General features: G+C 68.1%; 16 protein-coding genes. 11 read left to right on the top strand and 5 right to left on the bottom strand.

The features are described from left to right. The first annotated feature begins 5 nt into the window (after window positions 1-5). The 4 genes from ON33_RS08730 to ON33_RS08715 all read left to right on the top strand — a co-directional run bounded on the left by ON33_RS08730 (window position 6) and on the right by ON33_RS08715 (window position 5,165). Window positions 6-1,442, top strand: a complete 1,437-nt coding sequence (locus ON33_RS08730) for a GuaB1 family IMP dehydrogenase-related protein (RefSeq protein WP_040857267.1) — start codon at window positions 6-8, stop codon at window positions 1,440-1,442. A 357-nt stretch (window positions 1,443-1,799) separates the two neighbouring features. Then, the gene (locus ON33_RS08725; RefSeq protein WP_040857476.1) at window positions 1,800-3,176 is read left to right on the top strand and encodes a hemolysin family protein; all 1,377 of its coding nucleotides are present in this window, start codon (window positions 1,800-1,802) and stop codon (window positions 3,174-3,176) included. Beyond that, window positions 3,169-4,233 (top strand): hemolysin family protein, encoded by a 1,065-nt coding sequence (locus tag ON33_RS08720; RefSeq protein ID WP_040857264.1) that lies wholly within the window; start codon window positions 3,169-3,171, stop codon window positions 4,231-4,233. Before ON33_RS08725 ends, ON33_RS08720 begins: the two co-directional genes overlap by 8 nt. After that, window positions 4,233-5,165 (top strand): hypothetical protein, encoded by a 933-nt coding sequence (locus tag ON33_RS08715; protein WP_051151833.1) that lies wholly within the window; start codon window positions 4,233-4,235, stop codon window positions 5,163-5,165. Before ON33_RS08720 ends, ON33_RS08715 begins: the two co-directional genes overlap by 1 nt. A 19-nt stretch (window positions 5,166-5,184) precedes the next feature. Here ON33_RS08715 and ON33_RS08710 read toward each other — a convergent pair whose 3' ends face one another. Then, window positions 5,185-5,757, bottom strand: a complete 573-nt coding sequence (locus ON33_RS08710) for a carboxymuconolactone decarboxylase family protein (protein ID WP_040857262.1) — start codon at window positions 5,755-5,757, stop codon at window positions 5,185-5,187. Between the two features lie 73 nt (window positions 5,758-5,830). Here ON33_RS08710 and ON33_RS08705 point away from each other — a divergent pair, with 73 nt between their 5' ends. After that, entirely contained in the window at window positions 5,831-6,166 is a 336-nt protein-coding gene (locus ON33_RS08705) for a winged helix-turn-helix transcriptional regulator (protein ID WP_218001386.1), read from the top strand. 87 nt (window positions 6,167-6,253) lie between these two features. On the opposite strand, the gene ON33_RS43940 is transcribed toward ON33_RS08705, so the two are convergent. Beyond that, window positions 6,254-6,916, bottom strand: coding sequence for a DUF4232 domain-containing protein (locus ON33_RS43940; protein ID WP_040857259.1), 663 nt, complete (start codon window positions 6,914-6,916; stop codon window positions 6,254-6,256). 268 nt (window positions 6,917-7,184) lie between these two features. On the opposite strand from ON33_RS43940, the gene ON33_RS08695 reads away from it, so the two are divergent. The 5 genes from ON33_RS08695 (at window position 7,185) to ON33_RS41040 (ending at window position 12,016) form a co-directional block, all read left to right on the top strand. Further along, the gene (locus ON33_RS08695; RefSeq protein WP_040857256.1) at window positions 7,185-8,762 is read left to right on the top strand and encodes an LVIVD repeat-containing protein; all 1,578 of its coding nucleotides are present in this window, start codon (window positions 7,185-7,187) and stop codon (window positions 8,760-8,762) included. Window positions 8,763-8,794: 32 nt separating this feature from the next. Next, entirely contained in the window at window positions 8,795-9,406 is a 612-nt protein-coding gene (locus ON33_RS08690; protein ID WP_040857255.1) for a DUF305 domain-containing protein, read from the top strand. A 133-nt stretch (window positions 9,407-9,539) separates the two neighbouring features. Then, entirely contained in the window at window positions 9,540-10,538 is a 999-nt protein-coding gene (locus tag ON33_RS08685; RefSeq protein ID WP_040857253.1) for an adenylate/guanylate cyclase domain-containing protein, read from the top strand. 114 nt (window positions 10,539-10,652) lie between these two features. Next, entirely contained in the window at window positions 10,653-11,378 is a 726-nt protein-coding gene (locus tag ON33_RS08680) for a PaaI family thioesterase (protein ID WP_040857473.1), read from the top strand. A 269-nt stretch (window positions 11,379-11,647) separates the two neighbouring features. Further along, on the top strand, window positions 11,648-12,016 hold the full coding sequence (locus ON33_RS41040; protein ID WP_157184453.1) for a hypothetical protein: 369 nt from the start codon (window positions 11,648-11,650) through the stop codon (window positions 12,014-12,016). Here the strand turns inward: ON33_RS41040 and ON33_RS08675 are convergent. Genes ON33_RS08675 through ON33_RS08665 form a run of 3 tightly spaced genes read right to left on the bottom strand, consistent with a single transcriptional unit; the run spans window position 11,971 to window position 14,647 of the window. Further along, a complete protein-coding gene (locus tag ON33_RS08675) occupies window positions 11,971-13,260 on the bottom strand; it encodes an acyl-CoA dehydrogenase family protein (protein WP_040857251.1) in 1,290 nt (429 codons plus the stop codon). The genes ON33_RS41040 and ON33_RS08675 overlap by 46 nt on opposite strands. A 2-nt stretch (window positions 13,261-13,262) precedes the next feature. Next, complete coding sequence (locus tag ON33_RS08670; protein WP_040857249.1) at window positions 13,263-13,904, bottom strand: TetR/AcrR family transcriptional regulator; 642 nt, start codon at window positions 13,902-13,904, stop codon at window positions 13,263-13,265. Beyond that, window positions 13,901-14,647 carry an SDR family NAD(P)-dependent oxidoreductase gene (locus ON33_RS08665; RefSeq protein ID WP_040857247.1) on the bottom strand — a complete coding sequence of 249 codons (747 nt, stop codon included), beginning with the start codon at window positions 14,645-14,647 and terminating at the stop codon, window positions 13,901-13,903. Before ON33_RS08665 ends, ON33_RS08670 begins: the two co-directional genes overlap by 4 nt. 184 nt (window positions 14,648-14,831) lie before the next feature. On the opposite strand from ON33_RS08665, the gene ON33_RS08660 reads away from it, so the two are divergent. Then, entirely contained in the window at window positions 14,832-17,015 is a 2,184-nt protein-coding gene (locus tag ON33_RS08660; RefSeq protein ID WP_040857245.1) for a malate synthase G, read from the top strand. Window positions 17,016-17,049: the final 34 nt, after the last annotated feature.

Genomic DNA, 17,049 nt, shown 5'->3' with positions numbered 1-17,049 from the left:
CCAACGTGCAGTTTCTTCCCGGGCAGACTCCGCCCTACGACCTGACCTACGACGATGTCTTCCTCGTCCCCCGCCGGACGGATGTGGCGTCCCGGTTCGATGTCGACCTCTCCACCGCGGACGGGACCGGCACCACCATTCCCCTCGTGGTCGCCAATATGACCGCCGTCGCCGGCCGCCGCATGGCCGAGACCGTCGCCCGCCGGGGTGGCATCGTGGTACTTCCGCAGGATCTTCCGATTCCCGCGGCCGCCGACACCATCGCCTTCGTCAAGAGCCGCTCGCTCACCGCCGACACCCCCGTCGTGCTGGATCCCGAGCAGTCGGTCTCCGACGCGCTGGCCCTCATCCACAAGCGCGCGCACGGCGCGGTCGTGGTGGTCGAGAACGGCAAGCCGGTCGGTGTGGTCACCGAAGCCGCGTGCGCCGACGTGGACCGCTTCGCCCGCCTGAGCGTGGTCGCCGATCCCCACTTCGTCAGCGCGCCGGCCGACGCCTCACCGCGCGACATCTTCGACATGCTCGAGGCCGCCCACGCCCATCTGGCCGTGCTGGTCGACGCCGATGGCACCCTCGCCGGCGTGATGACCCGCACCGGCGCCATCCGCACCGGCATCTACACCCCCGCCACCGACGCCAACGGCCGGCTGCGCATCGCGGCCGCCGTCGGCATCAACGGCGACATCCCGGCCAAGGCCAAGGCCCTGGTCGACGCCGGCGCCGACGTGCTGGTGATGGACACCGCCCACGGCCACCAGCAGAAGATGCTGGAGGCGCTGGCCTCGGTGGCCGCGCTGGATCTGGGTGTGCCGCTGGTCGCAGGCAATGTCGTCTCCGCCGACGGCACCCGCGATCTGATCGCGGCCGGCGCGGACATCATCAAGGTCGGTGTGGGCCCCGGCGCCATGTGCACCACCCGCATGATGACCGGCGTGGGCCGCCCGCAGTTCTCGGCCGTGGCCGAATGCGCCGCGGCCGCAAAGGAATTCGGTAAGCACGTGTGGGCCGACGGCGGCGTGCGCCACCCGCGCGACGTGGCCCTGGCCCTCGCGGCCGGCGCCGCCAACGTGATGATCGGCTCCTGGTTCGCGGGCACCTACGAGTCGCCCGGCGACCTGCGCGTCGATCGCGACGGCAATCGGTACAAGGAGTCCTTCGGCATGGCGTCCAAGCGTGCCGTGGCCGCCCGCACCGCCACCGACTCGGCCTTCGACCGGGCCCGCAAGGCGCTGTTCGAGGAGGGTATCTCGTCCTCGCGCATGCGCCTGGATCCCGAGCGCCCGGGCGTGGAGGACCTGATCGACCACATCACCTCCGGTGTGCGCAGCTCCTGCACCTACGCCGGCGCCCGCACCATCGGCGAGTTCCACGAGCGCGCCATGCTGGGCGTGCAGTCGGCCGCCGGTTTCGCGGAGGGCCGCCCACTGCCCTCCGGTTGGTGACCCTCACCGGTCAGTACTGCACAACCCGAACCCGGCGGGTCCCTCGCGGATCCGCCGGGTTTCGCGTGTGCGGGTCCGCCCGCGGACGCGATTCAGCACGACCCGCGGGGATTCGGGCTCACCGCCGGATGTGATACGGCCCCGCTGTGCGGAATCAGTCGAAGCGGCCCGGTAGCATGGCGTGACCGGACCCAAGAAATGGGTATCGGTGGCGTATCTCCGCCAGAACCCCTGCGAAAGGAACCAGTTGTCACCCGCGTCCAAGGGCGCTTCACAGGAGGGCTCCTCTACCGAGCCGGGTGACGAACCCGGCTTCCCCGCAATACCGGCTTCGGAAACGGCCAGGTGGTGCTGACCGTGTCGGCCCTGCTCACCGTTCTCAGTCTGCTCGGATTCATCGCTCTGACCGCCGGCACGGCCTTGTTCGTGGCCGCCGAATTCTCGCTCACCGCCCTGGAACGCTCCACCGTGGAGGCCCACGCCCGTGACGGCGACCGCCGGGCCCGGCAGGTGCGGCAGGCGCATCGCACGCTCTCGTTCCAGTTGTCGGGCGCCCAGCTGGGCATCACCATCACCACGCTGATCACCGGTTATATCGCCGAGCCCGTGCTGGCGCGGCTGCTGGAGCCGATGTTCCGCGCGTTCGGGGTGAGCGCCGGTACCGCGCACGGCATTTCGCTGGCGCTGGCGCTGCTCATCGCGACCTCGCTGTCCATGATCTACGGGGAGCTGGTGCCCAAGAACATCGCCATCGCCAATCCCCTGTCGATGGCGCGACTGACCGCCGGGCCGATGATCGCGTTCTCCACCGTGTTCAAGTGGATGATCAATTTCCTGAACGGGGCCGCCAACTGGGCGGTGCGCCGGCTGGGTGTGGAGCCCGCGGAGGAACTCCGTTCGGCACGCTCACCGCAGGAATTGGGTTCGCTGGTGCGGACTTCCGCATTGCACGGGGCACTGGATCAGCGCACCGCGCAGGTGGTGGATCGCTCACTACAGTTCGGCGACCGCACGGCTGAGGAGTTGATGACGCCGCGGATGACGATCGAATCCCTGGATCAGGACTGCACTCTCGCCGATCTGATCGACGCCGCCCGCGAGACCGGCTACTCCCGGTTCCCGGTCATCGACGGCGACCTGGACAACACGCTGGGCTTCGTACACGTGAAGCAGACCTTCGTGCACCCGGTGAAGGATCGCCGCAGCATCAAGCTGAAGTCGATCGCCCACCCGGTGCCGATCGTGCCCGCCAGCCTCGATGGCGACGAGGTGCTCGAGCGGGTGCGCCGCGACGGCATGCAGGTGGCGCTGGTGGTCGACGAGTACGGCGGCACCGCCGGCATCGTCACCATGGAGGACCTGATCGAGGAGATCCTCGGCGATGTGCGCGATGAGCACGACGAGGAGGAACTCGATGTGCGGCGCACCCCGAACGGCTGGAACTGCTCGGGCCTGCTGCGCATCGACGAGGTATCCCGCACCACCGGATACGACGCACCCGAGGGCGAGTACGAAACCATCGGCGGCCTGGTGCTGACCCGGCTGGGCCGGATCCCGGAGACAGGCGACGAGGTGCTGCTGCCGCAGCCCGGCAACCATCACCTCGAACAGCCGCATACCAAGGGCGGCTGGATCGCCCGGGTGGAGCGGATGGACGGCCGGCGCATCGACCGCGTCCTGATCCGGCCGGTCGACGCCGAAGCCCTCGCGATCTGGGAGCAGACCCATGGGTGACCTGTACGCCGTCCTGCTCACGCTGGTGCTGCTGCTGGGCAACGCGTTCTTCGTGGGCGCGGAATTCGCGCTCATCTCCGCGCGCCGCGATCGGCTGGAAGCGCTTGCGGCGCAGGGCAAGCGGAGCGCCAACACGGTCATCGAGGCGGGTCAGAACCTGTCGATGATGCTGGCGGCCGCGCAGCTGGGCATCACCATCTGCTCGATTCTGCTGGGCCGGGTGGGTGAGCCGGCGGTGGCGCATCTGCTGGAGAAGCCGTTCGATCTGCTGGGCGTGCCGGATTCGCTACTGCATCCGATCTCGTTCGCGGTGGCGTTGGCGATCGTGGTGATCCTGCACATCCTGCTGGGCGAGATGATCCCGAAGAACATCGCCCTGGCCGGGCCGGAACGGTCGGCGCTGCTGCTGGTTCCGCTGCACCTGGCGTGGCTGCGGCTGGCCAAACCGTTGATCGCGATCTACAACTTCGCGGCCAATATCACCCTGCGCGCCCTGCGGATCGAGCGGAGGGACGAGCTTGATTCCACGGTGTCGTCGACGGAGCTGGCCGAGATGTTCGGTGAGTCGCGGTCGGAGGGTCTGCTGGACGAGGAGGAGCACCGCCGCCTCACCCAGGCGCTGGGTTCGAGCGACCGGATCGTCGCCGATGTGATGGTGCCGCTGACCAAGGCCCGGTCGGTGCCGCTGCGCGGGGACGGGACCACGCTCGGCGATATCGAATCCGCCGTCGCCGAGACGGGCTTCTCCCGGTACCCGGTGCGGGCGGACGACGGTTCCATGGTCGGCTACCTGCACGTCAAGGATGTCCTCGACCTGACCGCCGACGAGAGCGCGGGCCCGGGCACCCCGATCCCGCGCACCGATATCCGCCCGCTGCCGACGGTCAGCATGGGCACCACCCTGTTCGAGGCGCTGGCCCGCCTGCGCCGCACCAATTCCCATCTGGGCCGGGTGGTCGACAGCCGTGGCAATACGGTCGGCATCGTAGCCCTGGAAGATCTGGTGGAGGAGTTCGTCGGCACCGTCCGCGACGCCACCCATCGCCTCGACGAATGATGAACGCGCACACCGATTCCACCGTGCCATCCGGCACCGAATGGCTGCCCGGCCCCGCTTGGCGGGGCCGGGCGGCCGCCCACCGCGACCGCGTCGACGCCCTGATCGGCCCGTATCTCGAACGCCGGGCGGCGGGTTCGAAGCACCCGGTGATCGACTTCCTGTTCACGTACTACGGCCACAAGCCCGCCCAGCTCCGAAAGTGGCATCCGGGCTTCGGTGTCGCGCTCGCCGAGGCCGACGACTACGCGGGTTCCCGTGGCTACCAACCGATCTCGGCCATCGACCCCGACGGTGCTCGGGTCTCCGGCTGGACCGCGGATCCGGCTTTCCTCGAAAAGCGCCGCGACACCCTCGAATTCGTCGCCCGCCTGCTCGCGGCCACCGCGACCCGCCCCGCCCAGCTCTCCTGCTTCGGCCTGCACGAATGGGCGATGGTCTACCGCACGGACGATGTCCGCCACCAACAGGTCCCCCTCCGTCTGGGCCACCAGGGCACCGATGCCGTCGTCGAGTCGATGCAACTGCGCTGCACCCACTTCGACGCCTTCCGCTTCTTCACCCCCGAAGCCGCCCCCCGCAATATCGAACCCCTCACCCGCGAATCCCAGATGGACCGCGAGCAACCGGGTTGCCTGCACGCCAACATGGACATCTACAAGTGGGGCTTCAAACTGACCCCCTTGATCTCGTCCGACCTGCTGTTCGACGCCTTCGAACTGGCCTGCGCCGCCCGAGAACTCGATATGAGGGCCAGCCCCTACGACCTCCTCGACTACGGCTACGATCCGATCCGCATCGAGACCCCCGCCGGCCGAGCCGAATACGTCCGCGCCCAGGCCGGCATCGCCGCCCGAGCCGACCTCCTCCGCGCCCGCCTCCTCGACGCCTGCCGAGCGCTGCAGACCGAGGTGATCACGCCCGCGTCGTAACGGCGGAAGGGCGGTGGGTCTATTCCGCGGTCGCCGTCGGATCGGTGAAGGTCGGCGTACCGGGCTCGTTCGGCAGTCTGGTCACACGCGCGACGAAGCTGATCGCGTGGTACCAGCCGCACAGGAGCACCAGATCCAGCAGCTGCCGCTCGTCGAACTCCTTCGCCAGTGCGCCCCACAGGCCGTCATCGATATCGCCCTCGTCGTGCAAGGAGTCGACCGCGCGGATCAGCAGGCGTTCGGATTCCACTGTCCAGCAACGATCGTCGGGCTCGCCGTGGGTGAGCGAGATCTGCTGTTCCGTGGTGAGCCCGGCACGCCCGGCGAAGACCGCGAGGTGCACACCCCACTCGTATTCACAACCGCAGCGGGCGGTGGTCCGGTCGATGACGATCTCGCGTTCGCGCAGGGTCAGTGACAGCTCCTTGCTCAGTTCGTAGCTTCCCCAGCCATGCATTGCGCCGGCCATGGGCAGGTTCTTGACGAAGAGCCGGAACAGGCCGATCGGGGCCGCGCCGCCGGGCATCATCCGGGCCAGCAGTGAGCCGGTTTCCTCGGCGTACGGCGGCTCGAGGGGTTCGATCCTGGACATCCCAACTCCCCTGTTTCGGAAATAGAAACACCCCGGATGCTAGTGTTTCGATATTCGAAACACAAGGAGTGCGATGGGAGTCCCACAGCCCGGAAGACCGGTACGCGGTTCGTCGACGGGACGTCCGCTCATGGCGGCCCTCGACCTGCTCGGACGCCGGTGGACCCTGCGCATCATCTGGGAACTCCGTGAGGGCCCGGTCGGAGCACGGGGTCTACTCGCTCGATGCGAGGGCCTGTCGTCCAGCGTGCTGTATCAACGCCTGCGAGAACTCACGGAGGCCGGAGTACTGCACCCCGACGAAGACGGCTACGCACTGACCCCACTCGGTACCGCACTGCGCGGCGCACTCGCCCCACTCGACGCCTGGGCCACCACCTGGGCCGAAACCCATTCCAGCACAGACTGAATCGCAGCGCAGCACGACCATCGACACCTCCACTACCCCGTTCGCGATCATCGTGAACACCGAGCGAAGGCAGTGTGAGCCAACGCGCTACTCGGCGACGGGGTGGATCTTGAGGGGGCAGGTGTAGATGGCGGTGTCTATTACTCGGGTGTCGGTTGAGTTGGGGGCTGTTACTTCGGTTTTGACGATCTTGGGGTCGGGCTTGTTGTAGGGACCGCAGGAGGTGCCTTCGGCTATGGCGTGGGCAGGGTGGCCGGATTTGACGACGACGGTGGGTGGGGTGTCGGTGCCGGCGGGGAGGCCGCCGATGTAGCCGTTGAGGGTGCGGTCGGCGTGGATGACCGTGCCGGTGTCGGTGATTTCGTCCATGCCGGGGTAGCCGGTGAGGGTGCAGGCCTGGGATGGGTTGGCGATGGCGAAGGTGAGGGTGATGCCGTCGTGGCTCATGGCGGCGCCCATGCTCTGGGCGGTGATGTCGACTTGGCCGGAGGCGCAGGCGGGGATGGCGGTGTCGGTGGGCCGCGGGGCGGTGGTGGCGGGGCCACCGCCTTGGTTGCCGCCACCGGTCGGGTTGCCGCCGCTCTGGCTGCCACCAGGGTTACCGCCGCCAGGGGTATTGCCGCCCGAGGAGGCAGCCGACGCGGACGTGGTCGAGGCGGCGGAGGGGGTGGAGGGGGTGGAGCTCGAGCAGCCGGTGGCGGCCGCGAGGACCGCGCAGGCCAGTAGTGCCGTGAATCCTGTTGTGCGCATGCGTCACCTATCCCCTTCGAACGTCGGACACTTCCGAAATCGACCGGCCGACCAGGTCTGTTACGCACTGCGGCAAAGGATTTCACCCGCCTCATGAGACTACGAGCCCGGTTTATCGGTGGTGTCACAGACACTTATTCGCAAGCGGCCCTACCGGTCAGTCAGTTTATGGGCTAGCGTTCCGAGATGTAACCGTGGCCACACTGCACAGCTGTCTGTGCCACCGGTCACTGCACGAATGTTTCGGAAGAAGACGGGGGTAACCGCGATGAGGCGGTTCACAGGCGTGCGCCGGTCCAAGCCGGCGGCGGTGCTGGCGGTGACGCTGCTGGGGGCGGCCCTGCTGCCGATGCAGGGCGCGACGGCGGATCTGCAGTCCGACATCGAGAATCAGGTGCAGCAGTTCCTGGATGTCGGGCGCACCTCGGTCCCGCGCGCGGACTGTGGGGACGACGCGCTGCCGGAAACCGGTCTGCAGGGCGATGTTCCAGCCGAGGACCGCGACAGCGGCCGCAGCACGCTGGGGTATCGGTGCAATCTGTCGTTCGTCGGCGGGTATGTGGGCAAGGGCGCGGGGATCACCTCGACGACCTACGACCACTGCTCCTACACGGGCTCACTGTTCCCGGGCAATATCCTCGGGCCCTCCCAGGGCGTGCAGGTGCTGGATGTGTCGGATCCCGCGAATCCCGTGGTGACCGGAAGCCTCACCGAGCCCGCCATGCTCGCGGGCACCTGGGAGTCTCTCAAGGTCAATCCCGAGCGGAAACTGCTGGTGGGCACCGGCGTTCCGGTCGGCGAGGGCGCCGGGTTCCTGTCGGTCTACGACATCTCCGACTGCGCGCATCCGCGGCTGCTCAACACCGGCGCGGGCACCGATCTGCTGATGCCGCTGCCGATCACGACCCACGAGGGCGGCTTCTCCCCCGACGGCCGCACCTACTGGGCCTCGGGCATCGCGCCAGGTTTCGTCAGCGCGGTCGACCTGACCGATCCGGCGAATCCGCACGTGATCTGGCAGGGCCTCACCGGCATCGAGGCGCACGGCTTCGGCATCAGCCCGGACGGCAATCGCATGTACCTGTCCGCGCTGGCCGGTTTCACCGTGCTGGACATCAGCGCCGTGCAACGGCGTGATCCGAACCCGCAGGTCAATCATCTGGGACGAGTTTTCTGGACCGATGGCTGGGCGACCCAGCACAGCATTCCGGTCACCTATGACGGCAAGCCGTTCCTGTTCACGGTGGACGAGGGCGGCGCGGGTGGGGTGAAGCTCATCGACATCTCCGACGAGACCAACCCGACGGTCGCCGCCAAGATCAAGCTGGAGATCAACCTGCCCGAGCACCAGGATTCGATGCTGGCCTCGGCCATGGGCGGCTCGGTGTTCTCCTACGACGCCCACTACTGCGCCGCCGATCGGCCCGAGAATCCGACGGCGCTCGCCTGTGGCTGGGAGGAGTCCGGTATCCGGGTGTTCGATGTGCGGGATCCCTTCCACGCCAAGGAGATCGCGTATTTCAATCCGCCCGCCCGCAAGGGCCGGAACCTGGAGCTGTGGAATTCTCCGCACGCCCTGGCCTCGCTGATCGGTGTCCCGGCGATGGAGTTCCCGTCAGCGGCGCGGGCGGTACTGGAGGGCAAGTTCGATCCGAACCAGGCGCTCTCGTCGCGGTCGGGCATGGTCGCCTTCGGCGACCTGTCCACCGATTGGTGTTTCTCGCCGCCGGAGTGGCACGGCAACCAGCTGTGGGCCACCTGCAACGACAACGGTTTCATGGTGTTGCAGCTCGCCGATGACGTGTACAACCCGCCCGCCGACCAGCAGTCCGTGGTGGGATCGTGACGGATCGCCCGGGTATTCGAGCCCGGCGGCCGATGGCGATCGCGGTCCTCGTCCTCGCCCTGCTGGCGGCCGGAATGCTGCTGCGACCGCTGCTGATTCCCGAGAGCCGTTCGGCGACAACGGTCCTCAGCCCGGTCGAGATCGGCTTCAGTCAGGACATGGAGGCCCATCACGAGCAGGCGCTGATCATGGTGCAGCGCTTGGATTCCGGCGTGGATCCCACGGTGCGCCGGCTGGCCCAGCAGATCGCCGATGCCCAGCGCATGGAGATCGGCACCCTGCTCGGCTGGCTGCGCCTGGCCAATGCCTCGCCGGACTCCACTCATCCGATGGCGTGGATGACATCGGCTGCGGCACACGACCATTCGATGACGAGCACGAACGGCACCTCCATGCCCGGCATGGCCACCCAGGCCGAACTCGACGCCTTGGCCGCCGCCCGCGGCAAGGACGCCGAGGTGCTGTTCCTGCAGCTCATGCTGCGCCACCATCGCGGCGGTGTGGCCATGGCTCAGGCGGCGGATCAGTTGCTCACGTCGGGTCCGGTGAAAGAGGCCGCGCGAGGCATGATCACGGCCCAGTCCCAGGAGTCGGGCCTGATGACGATCATGCTCGCCCAGCGCGACGCCCAACCCCTGTCCTGAGAACCGAGAACCGGAGGATTTCCGATTACCCACTGCCGCAGTCACTTTGGACATTTCATCGAATGAGCGATTCGAATCGGCCGCCGCGGCGGGACTTCTCTGCTTCCGCCGCCCGATGTGCTGTACTGACGGCATGATCGAATCTGGTGGCGTGACCGAAGCGGTCGACGCGGTGGTCGAACAGTCGTTGCTGGGCGGCCCGCGCCGGTACACCCGGGCCCAGGTGGCCGAGTTGTCCGGGGTGCCCGCCGACCGGGCCCGCAAGCTGTGGGTGGCACTGGGCTTCCCGGCCGCGGACAGTGACGACGAGGTGGCGTACACCGACAATGACGTCGCCGCCATCCGCGCCTTCGCCACCCTGGATCCGGCCTCGATCGCGAACGAGCAGAGCCAGATCGCCGCCGCCCGCACGCTGGGCCAGGCGATGGCGCGGCTCGCGGAGTGGCAGGCGGATCTGATCACCCGCGAGATCGGCGGCCGGATCGCGGCCGGCGCCGGGGAGCCCGAGGCGGGCGGGGAGGCCACCGCCCAGGCCATCGCGGTGCTCGCCGAATTGCAGGACTACGCCTGGCAGCGGCACATGGCCGCGGCGCTGACCCGCTCCCTCGCGTCGGGCGGCGGCACCCGGCGCCTGCTGGTCGGTTTCGCCGATATGGTCGGCTACACCCGGCTGTCCCGGCACCTGGATCCCGATGAGCTGACCGAGCTGCTGGAGACCTTCGAGACCACCACCACCGAGGTGATCACCGCCCACGGCGGCTGGGTGATCAAGAATGTCGGCGACGAAGTCATGTTCGCCGCCGAGAACGCACGTGCGGGCGCCCGCATCGGCCTGGAGATGAACACCGCGATCACCCGTGCGGCCCAGACGATTCCGGAGATGCCGCAGATCCGGGTGGGTCTGGCCTACGGACCGGTTCTCACCCGATTCGGCGATCTCTACGGCACCGTGGTCAATGTCGCCGCCCGCCTCACCGGTGTGGCCCGCCCGGGCACCGTCCTGGTCGACGACGGCGCGGCCACCGAACTCGAGGGCGACAACGACCTGGCGTTGCGGCATCTGCGCAGCGTCCGGGTGAAGGGCATCCCGCGCCTGCGTTCGCACGTGGTGCGCGAGCGCAAGCGCCGGTAGCCGCCCTCCGGGTCGCGCTCGACCGAGAGTGCGAAAACTCACCGACAACGCACCCGCGCACTCTGGGTATCGTCGAATGATCGGCCGACCGGCCGGGAGAGGTTGACCATCAGCATGACTCGGGCCGAGGCGCTCACGATTCCGGCGCACATCCACGGGTACCCCGAGATAGCGTTCGGCGGCTACCTCGCGGGCCTGCTGGCCGCCCACTCCGGTGCGGACACCGTGCGCGTCGACTTCCGGCGTCCCGTCCTGATCGACACCCCGATCCTGCTGTCGCGACCCGAGCACGGCCGCGCCGCCTTCACCGGCACCGACGACACCCTGCTCGTCGAGGCGAGCCCGGGCGCTCTCACCCTCGACCCCATCCCGGCGCCGTCGTGGTCCGACGCGAAAGACGCGCTCGAGACGGCCCTTTCGTCCCAGCACCGCACCGTCACCGACTGCTACGGCTGCGGCGTGGCCTGCGCGCCGGGCCGCGGCCTGCGCCTGTTCCCGTGGCGGGTCCCCGGCACCGAGATCATGGCCACGGCCTGGACGCCGGATCCGGGTCTCGCGGACGAGAACGGTGAGCTGCCACCGGAAGTCGTGTGGTCGACGCTGGACTGCCCGGGCGGATTGGCCGCGTTCGTCTTCTCCAGAATGGGCCAGGGCGCGTTCACGGCCGCCATGACCTCGACCCAGCTGGCGCCCGTCATGGCCGGATCCGACTACATCTCCCACGCCTGGGTGCTGAACCGCGACGACCGCAAACACACTGTCGGCGTGGCGCTCTCCACGCCGGACGGCGAGCTGTGCGCACTGTCCGAGGCGCTCTGGATCGAACCGCGCCAGGGCTGAACCGGCGCGGCACTCCGGCGAAGCCTGTTGACCACGAGGACTCGCCGTGACCGGGCGCGTCGCCGGGCGACCCGTGCCACACAGACCCGGGTGGCAGGATCCTCGTCGCCCCGAGCCCAGGCCGACGCCATGGCGGCGGTCATCGACTGGAACGTCGTCGGACCCGCGTTTCAGATTTCTGGACCAGCGCCAACGCCCGCGAGGTCGCCAACACCGGCCTCCTGACCGGCAGATTCCGCAGCTGGGGGCAGCTTCTCGGGTTCGTCGCCATGGTCGCCAGCGCCGTGGTGACCGGTCTGGGCGGCTTCGAGGGCTCGCTCATCCGGGCCGCCGCCTTCGCGGGCGGGGTGGCCGTGGTCGCCACCGGCAGCGCCGCCAGCTTCCACGCCGACCAGCGGGTGGCGACCAACCGGCGCACCCAGCAGCTGCTGCTGTCCGAGGGCCGGCGTTTCGTCGCGGGGCGGGCGATTACACGAGTGGACCCACCGCCGCGAACGCCACCGAGTTCCTGCTCAGTGTCGAGCAGATCCTCTCCACCTACGTCGACGACTACATCAAGACCATCGACGAACCCACCCCCGCACCCTGACCGCTACAGGTTCCCGACGGTGCGCTCGAGTCGCTCGGCCACCAACTGACGGGCCTGTTCGCGCAGCGCGGGACGGAAACCGCTGGGGTACACCGGATCCGCGGGCGTGTAGTTCCCGAGGATCTGCTTCGCCAGGGTGATCTTGTGCACCTCGGTCGGCCCGTCGGCGATGGCCATCACCTGGGCGTAGTTCATCATGTCGAGGAACGGCAGATCGGTGCTGACACCGATGGCGCCGTGCAGATGCATGGCGCGCTGGGCGATGTCGTGCATCACCTTGGGCATTGCCACCTTGATCGCGGCGATGTCGTGGCGGACGTTACGGTAGTCCTGTTCCTTGTCGATGCGCCACGCCGTGCGCAACACCAGCAGCCGGAACTGCTCCATCTCGATCCAGGATTCGGCGATCTTCTCCTGGGTCATCTGCTTGCCGCCGAGCACGCCGTGGCCCATCGGCCGGGAGACCGCCCGCTCGCACATCATGTCGAAAGCCTTGCGCACCAACGCGACCGTCCGCATGGCGTGATGGACGCGGCCGCCGCCGAGGCGGGTCTGGGCGACGACGAAGCCGAGCCCCTCCGCGCCCAGCAGCGCGTCCGCCGGCACGCGCACGTCGGTGAAGCGCAGGTGCGCCTCGTGCTCACTGAAACCGGGCACCGTGAAGTTGCGCACTATCTCCAGGCCCGGCGCGGCGGCGGGCACGATGAACATCGACAGCCGCTGATGCGGCGGCGCTTCCGGATCGGTCACCGCCATGACGATGTGGAAGGTGGCGAACTCGGCGGCGGAGTTGAACCACTTCTCGCCGTTGATGACCCATTCGTCGCCCTCGCGCACCGCGCGGGTCCGGAAGGCCGTCGGGTCCGAGCCACCGGTCGGCTCGGTCATGGCGTAGCAGGAGCCGATCTCGCCATCGAGCAGCGGCTGCAGATAGGTCGCCTGCTGCTCGGGCGTACCGAAGTGGGCCAGAATCTCGGCATTGCCGGAATCCGGTGCCTGACAGCCGAACACGAGCGGGGCCCACAAGGAGGTGCCCAGCACCTCGTTGAGCAGGGCCAGCTTCAGCTGCCCGTAGCCGGGCCCGCCCAGCTCGGGACCCAGGTGGCAGGCCCACAGCTGCTGCTCCTTGACCTTCTCCTGCAACGGCTTCATGAGCGCCCGGATCTCCGGGTGCTGCCGGTCGTAGGGGTTGGGGTAGAGCAGGTCCAGAGGTTCCACCTCGGTCCTGACGAACTCCGCGACCCAGTCCAGTTTCTTCTGGTACTCCGGGTCCGTCTCGAAATCCCAAGCCATGATCAGCCTTTCGTGCTCTTACGAGGTTGGATGAGTCCGTCCAGGACAGTGGTGCAGAGGAGGTCGGCGATCTCTTCGGGGGTGTGCTGCCCGTCGGGCCGGTACCAGAAGGTCACCGAATTGAGCATGCCCAGCAGGCTGTTGGTGACCACGTGGTCGGCGGTGCGCAGCACGCCCGCGGCCTGGCCGGCGTCGATGACCTGCTGCCACCGGGCTTGCAGACCGTCGCGCAGCTCCTGCAGCTCCCGCGCCCGTTCGCCGCTGAGCGCGCCGCCGTCTCGCAGCTGGATGGCCACCGCCCGGCGGTTGTCGATGATCAGCCGCACATGGCTGTGGATCAGCTTGCGCAGCTTGGCGACCGGATGGTCCGAGCCGTTCGCGATCCGCTCGGCGTCGGCCAGCATCAGCCGGGTGTAGTCGGCGAGGATCTGCCACAGCAGCTCCTCCTTGGATCCGATGTGGTAGTACAGCGCCCCGCGCTGCACATCGGCCCGCTCTCCGATCTCGGCGACGCCGGTGCCGTGAAAACCCTGCTCCGCGAACAGTTCCAGCGCCGCGTGCACGATCCGTTCCCGGGTCTCCCCCGGCCCGCTCGCCGAGGCGGGCGGGCGGCCGCGCCGGCGGGCCGGGACGGCGGAGGTCACCGGAAACCACCGTCCAGGGCCAGGGTCGCGCCCGTGCAGTAGGCCGAGGCGTCGGAGGCGAGGAACAGCACCGCCCCGGCGATATCGGCGGGCAGGCCGATTCGGCCGAGGGCGGTGTGCCGGGCCAGTTCGGCGCGCATCTGCGGCGGCCAGGCCTTGGCGATATCGGTGTCGAAGGGTCCGCAGCGGATGGTGTTCACCCGTACCGACGGTCCGTAGGTGTGCGCCAAGCCCACGGTCAGCGCCTCGAGACCGGCCTTCGCGGCGGCGTAGGGCACGGCCAGCGGTTCGGGATGCGCGGCCTCGATCGAAGAGATATTCACGATCGATCCGCCATCGGCCGCGGCCATGCGTGCGCCGATGAGCGCCGAGAGCCGGAACGGGCCCTTCAGATTGGTCGCGATCACCTTGTCGAACATGGCCTCGGAAACCTGGTCCAAGCTGGGGTAGAGCAGCGACATCCCGGCATTGTTGAGCAGTACGTCGACCGTTCCGAACTCGTCGTAGGCGGCGTCGGCGAGCGCCTCGCACTGCCCCCAATCGCCGACGTTGCAGGCGACCGGCAGCGCTCGCCGCCCGGTCTTCGCGCGCACGTCGGAGGCTAGTTCCTCACATGCGTCGAGCTTGCGGCTGGCGATCACGACGTCGGATCCGGCCTCCGCGAGCGCGAGCACCATCTCCCGGCCGAGCCCGCGACTGCCGCCCGTTACCACAGAGACCTTGCCCGACAAGGACTTTCCCATGATTCGCACCTTCGCTCCGGGCCGCCGGAAAATGTTCCAACCAGTACATTAAATGTACCGTTCGATACAATCAACCCCCATCTGCCGAGGCCCCCACCCCGAGGCCGGGGGAATACCGCTGAGTAACCGCGAGTAATATGACGCGCGTACTATTTCCACCCGGCTACTCGAAATGAGGCAGTAGATGACAGAGCGGATTCAGGTCGGCGGGCTTCAGGTTGCCAAGGTGCTCCACGATTTCGTGGAGAACGAGGCCCTTCCCGGCACCGGAGTTGATTCCGCCGCGTTCTGGTCGGGTGCCGAGGCCGTCATCAATGACCTCGCTCCCCGCAACCGCGCACTGCTGGCGGAACGCGACGACATCCAAGCCAAGATCGACGAGTGGCACCGCGCGAACCCGGGCGCAGGCTACGACAAGGCTGCCTACAAGCAGTTCCTCACCGAGATCGGCTATCTCCGTCCCGAACCGGCCGATTTCCAGATCGGTACCGAGAACGTGGACGCCGAAATCGCCACCCAGGCGGGACCGCAGCTGGTCGTGCCGGTGATGAACGCCCGCTTCGCCATCAATGCCGCGAACGCGCGCTGGGGCTCGCTCTACGACGCCCTGTACGGCACCGACGCCATCTCCGAGGCCAATGGCGCGGAGAAGGGTTCGGGCTACAACAAGGTCCGCGGTGACAAGGTCATCGAGTGGGCCCGCAACTTCCTCGACGACGCGGTGCCGCTGATCACCGGCTCGCACGTCGGCTCCACCAAGTACTCGATCGAGGACGGCGAGCTCGTGGTCGGCCTCGAGGACGGCACCGAGATCGGCCTGGCCGACAACGACGCGCTGGTCGGCTACCTGGGCGACCCGACCGAACCGACCTCTGTGCTCCTGAAGCACAACGGTCTGCACATCGAGATCCAGATCGACCCGTCCTCCCCGATCGGCGCCACCGACACCGCGGGCGTCAAGGACGTGGTGCTGGAGTCCGCGGTCACCACGATCATGGACTTCGAGGACTCGGTCGCGGCCGTGGACGCCGAGGACAAGGTCCTCTGCTACCACAACTGGCTGGGTCTGATGAAGGGCGATCTGGCCGAGCAGGTGTCGAAGGGCGGCAAGACCTTCACCCGCACCATGAACCCGGACCGCGTGTACACCGCACTGGACGGCAGTGAGCTTGTGCTGCACGGCCGTTCGCTGCTGTTCGTGCGCAACGTGGGTCACCTGATGACCTCGGACGCGATCCTCGACGCGCAGGGCAACGAGGTGCCGGAGGGCATCATGGACGGCCTGATCACCGTCCTGATCGCCAAGCACGCCCTGGTCGGCGACACCCAGCTGAAGAACACCCGCACCGGCTCGATCTACATCGTGAAGCCGAAGATGCACGGTCCGGACGAGGTGGCCTTCACCAACGAGCTGTTCGGCCGCGTCGAAGAGGTCGTGGGCCTGCCGGCCAACACCCTCAAGGTCGGCATCATGGACGAGGAGCGCCGCACCACGGTGAACCTGAAGGCGTCCATCTTCGCCGCCAAGGACCGCGTGGTGTTCATCAACACCGGCTTCCTGGACCGCACCGGCGACGAGATCCACACCTCCATGGAGGCCGGGCCGATGGTCCGCAAGGCCGAGATGAAGGCCCAGCAGTGGATCAAGTCCTACGAGGACTGGAACGTCGACACCGGTCTGGCCACCGGTCTGCCCGGCAAGGCGCAGATCGGCAAGGGCATGTGGGCCATGCCCGATCTGATGGCCGAGATGCTGGCTCAGAAGATCGGCCACCCGAAGTCGGGCGCCAACACCGCCTGGGTGCCTTCGCCCACCGCCGCCACCCTGCACGCCACCCACTACCACCTGGTGGACGTGTTCAAGCGGCAGGCCGAGATCGCCAAGGGCGGCCCGCGTGCCACCGTCGACGAGATCCTCGAGATCCCGCTCGCCCCGAACACCGACTGGTCCGCCGAGGAGATCCAGCAGGAACTCGACAACAACTCGCAGGGCATCCTCGGCTACGTGGTGCGCTGGATCGACCAGGGCGTCGGCTGCTCGAAGGTGCCGGACATCAAGGACATCGGCCTCATGGAGGACCGCGCCACCCTGCGCATCTCCAGCCAGCTGATGGCCAACTGGCTGCGCCACGGCATCGTCACCGAGGCCGACGTCATCGCCTCCCTCGAGCGCATGGCCCCCATCGTCGACCGCCAGAACGCGGGCGACTCGTCGTACTTCCCCATGGCGCCGGACTTCAACGCCTCCATCGCCTTCCAGGCGGCGAAGGAACTGGTCCTCGAGGGCACCAAGCAGCCCAACGGCTACACCGAGCCGATCCTGCACCGCCGCCGTCGCGAGGCCAAGGCCTTCAACAAGAGCGTGTAGGTTCCGACTTCGGTTGAGCCTCAACGAAATCCCC

It is taken from the genome of Nocardia niigatensis NBRC 100131 (assembly GCF_000308655.1).
Classification (GTDB): domain Bacteria; phylum Actinomycetota; class Actinomycetes; order Mycobacteriales; family Mycobacteriaceae; genus Nocardia; species Nocardia niigatensis.
Note: the sequence above shows the minus strand (reverse complement) of the source record. Positions and strands in the feature narration are given on the sequence as shown.

What these genes read in the sequence shown, in the direction of transcription:
- ON33_RS08720 (WP_040857264.1), top strand. Translation starts at nt 3,169, where the DNA reads ATGGGTGACCTGTACGCCGTCCTGCTCACGCTGGTGCTGCTGCTGGGC.
- ON33_RS08715 (WP_051151833.1), top strand. Translation starts at nt 4,233, where the DNA reads ATGAACGCGCACACCGATTCCACCGTGCCATCCGGCACCGAATGGCTG.
- ON33_RS08710 (WP_040857262.1), bottom strand. Translation starts at nt 5,757, where the DNA reads ATGTCCAGGATCGAACCCCTCGAGCCGCCGTACGCCGAGGAAACCGGC.
- ON33_RS08705 (WP_218001386.1), top strand. Translation starts at nt 5,831, where the DNA reads ATGGGAGTCCCACAGCCCGGAAGACCGGTACGCGGTTCGTCGACGGGA.
- ON33_RS43940 (WP_040857259.1), bottom strand. Translation starts at nt 6,916, where the DNA reads ATGCGCACAACAGGATTCACGGCACTACTGGCCTGCGCGGTCCTCGCG.
- ON33_RS08695 (WP_040857256.1), top strand. Translation starts at nt 7,185, where the DNA reads ATGAGGCGGTTCACAGGCGTGCGCCGGTCCAAGCCGGCGGCGGTGCTG.
- ON33_RS08690 (WP_040857255.1), top strand. Translation starts at nt 8,795, where the DNA reads ATGGCGATCGCGGTCCTCGTCCTCGCCCTGCTGGCGGCCGGAATGCTG.
- ON33_RS08685 (WP_040857253.1), top strand. Translation starts at nt 9,540, where the DNA reads ATGATCGAATCTGGTGGCGTGACCGAAGCGGTCGACGCGGTGGTCGAA.
- ON33_RS08680 (WP_040857473.1), top strand. Translation starts at nt 10,653, where the DNA reads ATGACTCGGGCCGAGGCGCTCACGATTCCGGCGCACATCCACGGGTAC.
- ON33_RS41040 (WP_157184453.1), top strand. Translation starts at nt 11,648, where the DNA reads ATGGTCGCCAGCGCCGTGGTGACCGGTCTGGGCGGCTTCGAGGGCTCG.
- ON33_RS08675 (WP_040857251.1), bottom strand. Translation starts at nt 13,260, where the DNA reads ATGGCTTGGGATTTCGAGACGGACCCGGAGTACCAGAAGAAACTGGAC.
- ON33_RS08665 (WP_040857247.1), bottom strand. Translation starts at nt 14,647, where the DNA reads ATGGGAAAGTCCTTGTCGGGCAAGGTCTCTGTGGTAACGGGCGGCAGT.
- ON33_RS08660 (WP_040857245.1), top strand. Translation starts at nt 14,832, where the DNA reads ATGACAGAGCGGATTCAGGTCGGCGGGCTTCAGGTTGCCAAGGTGCTC.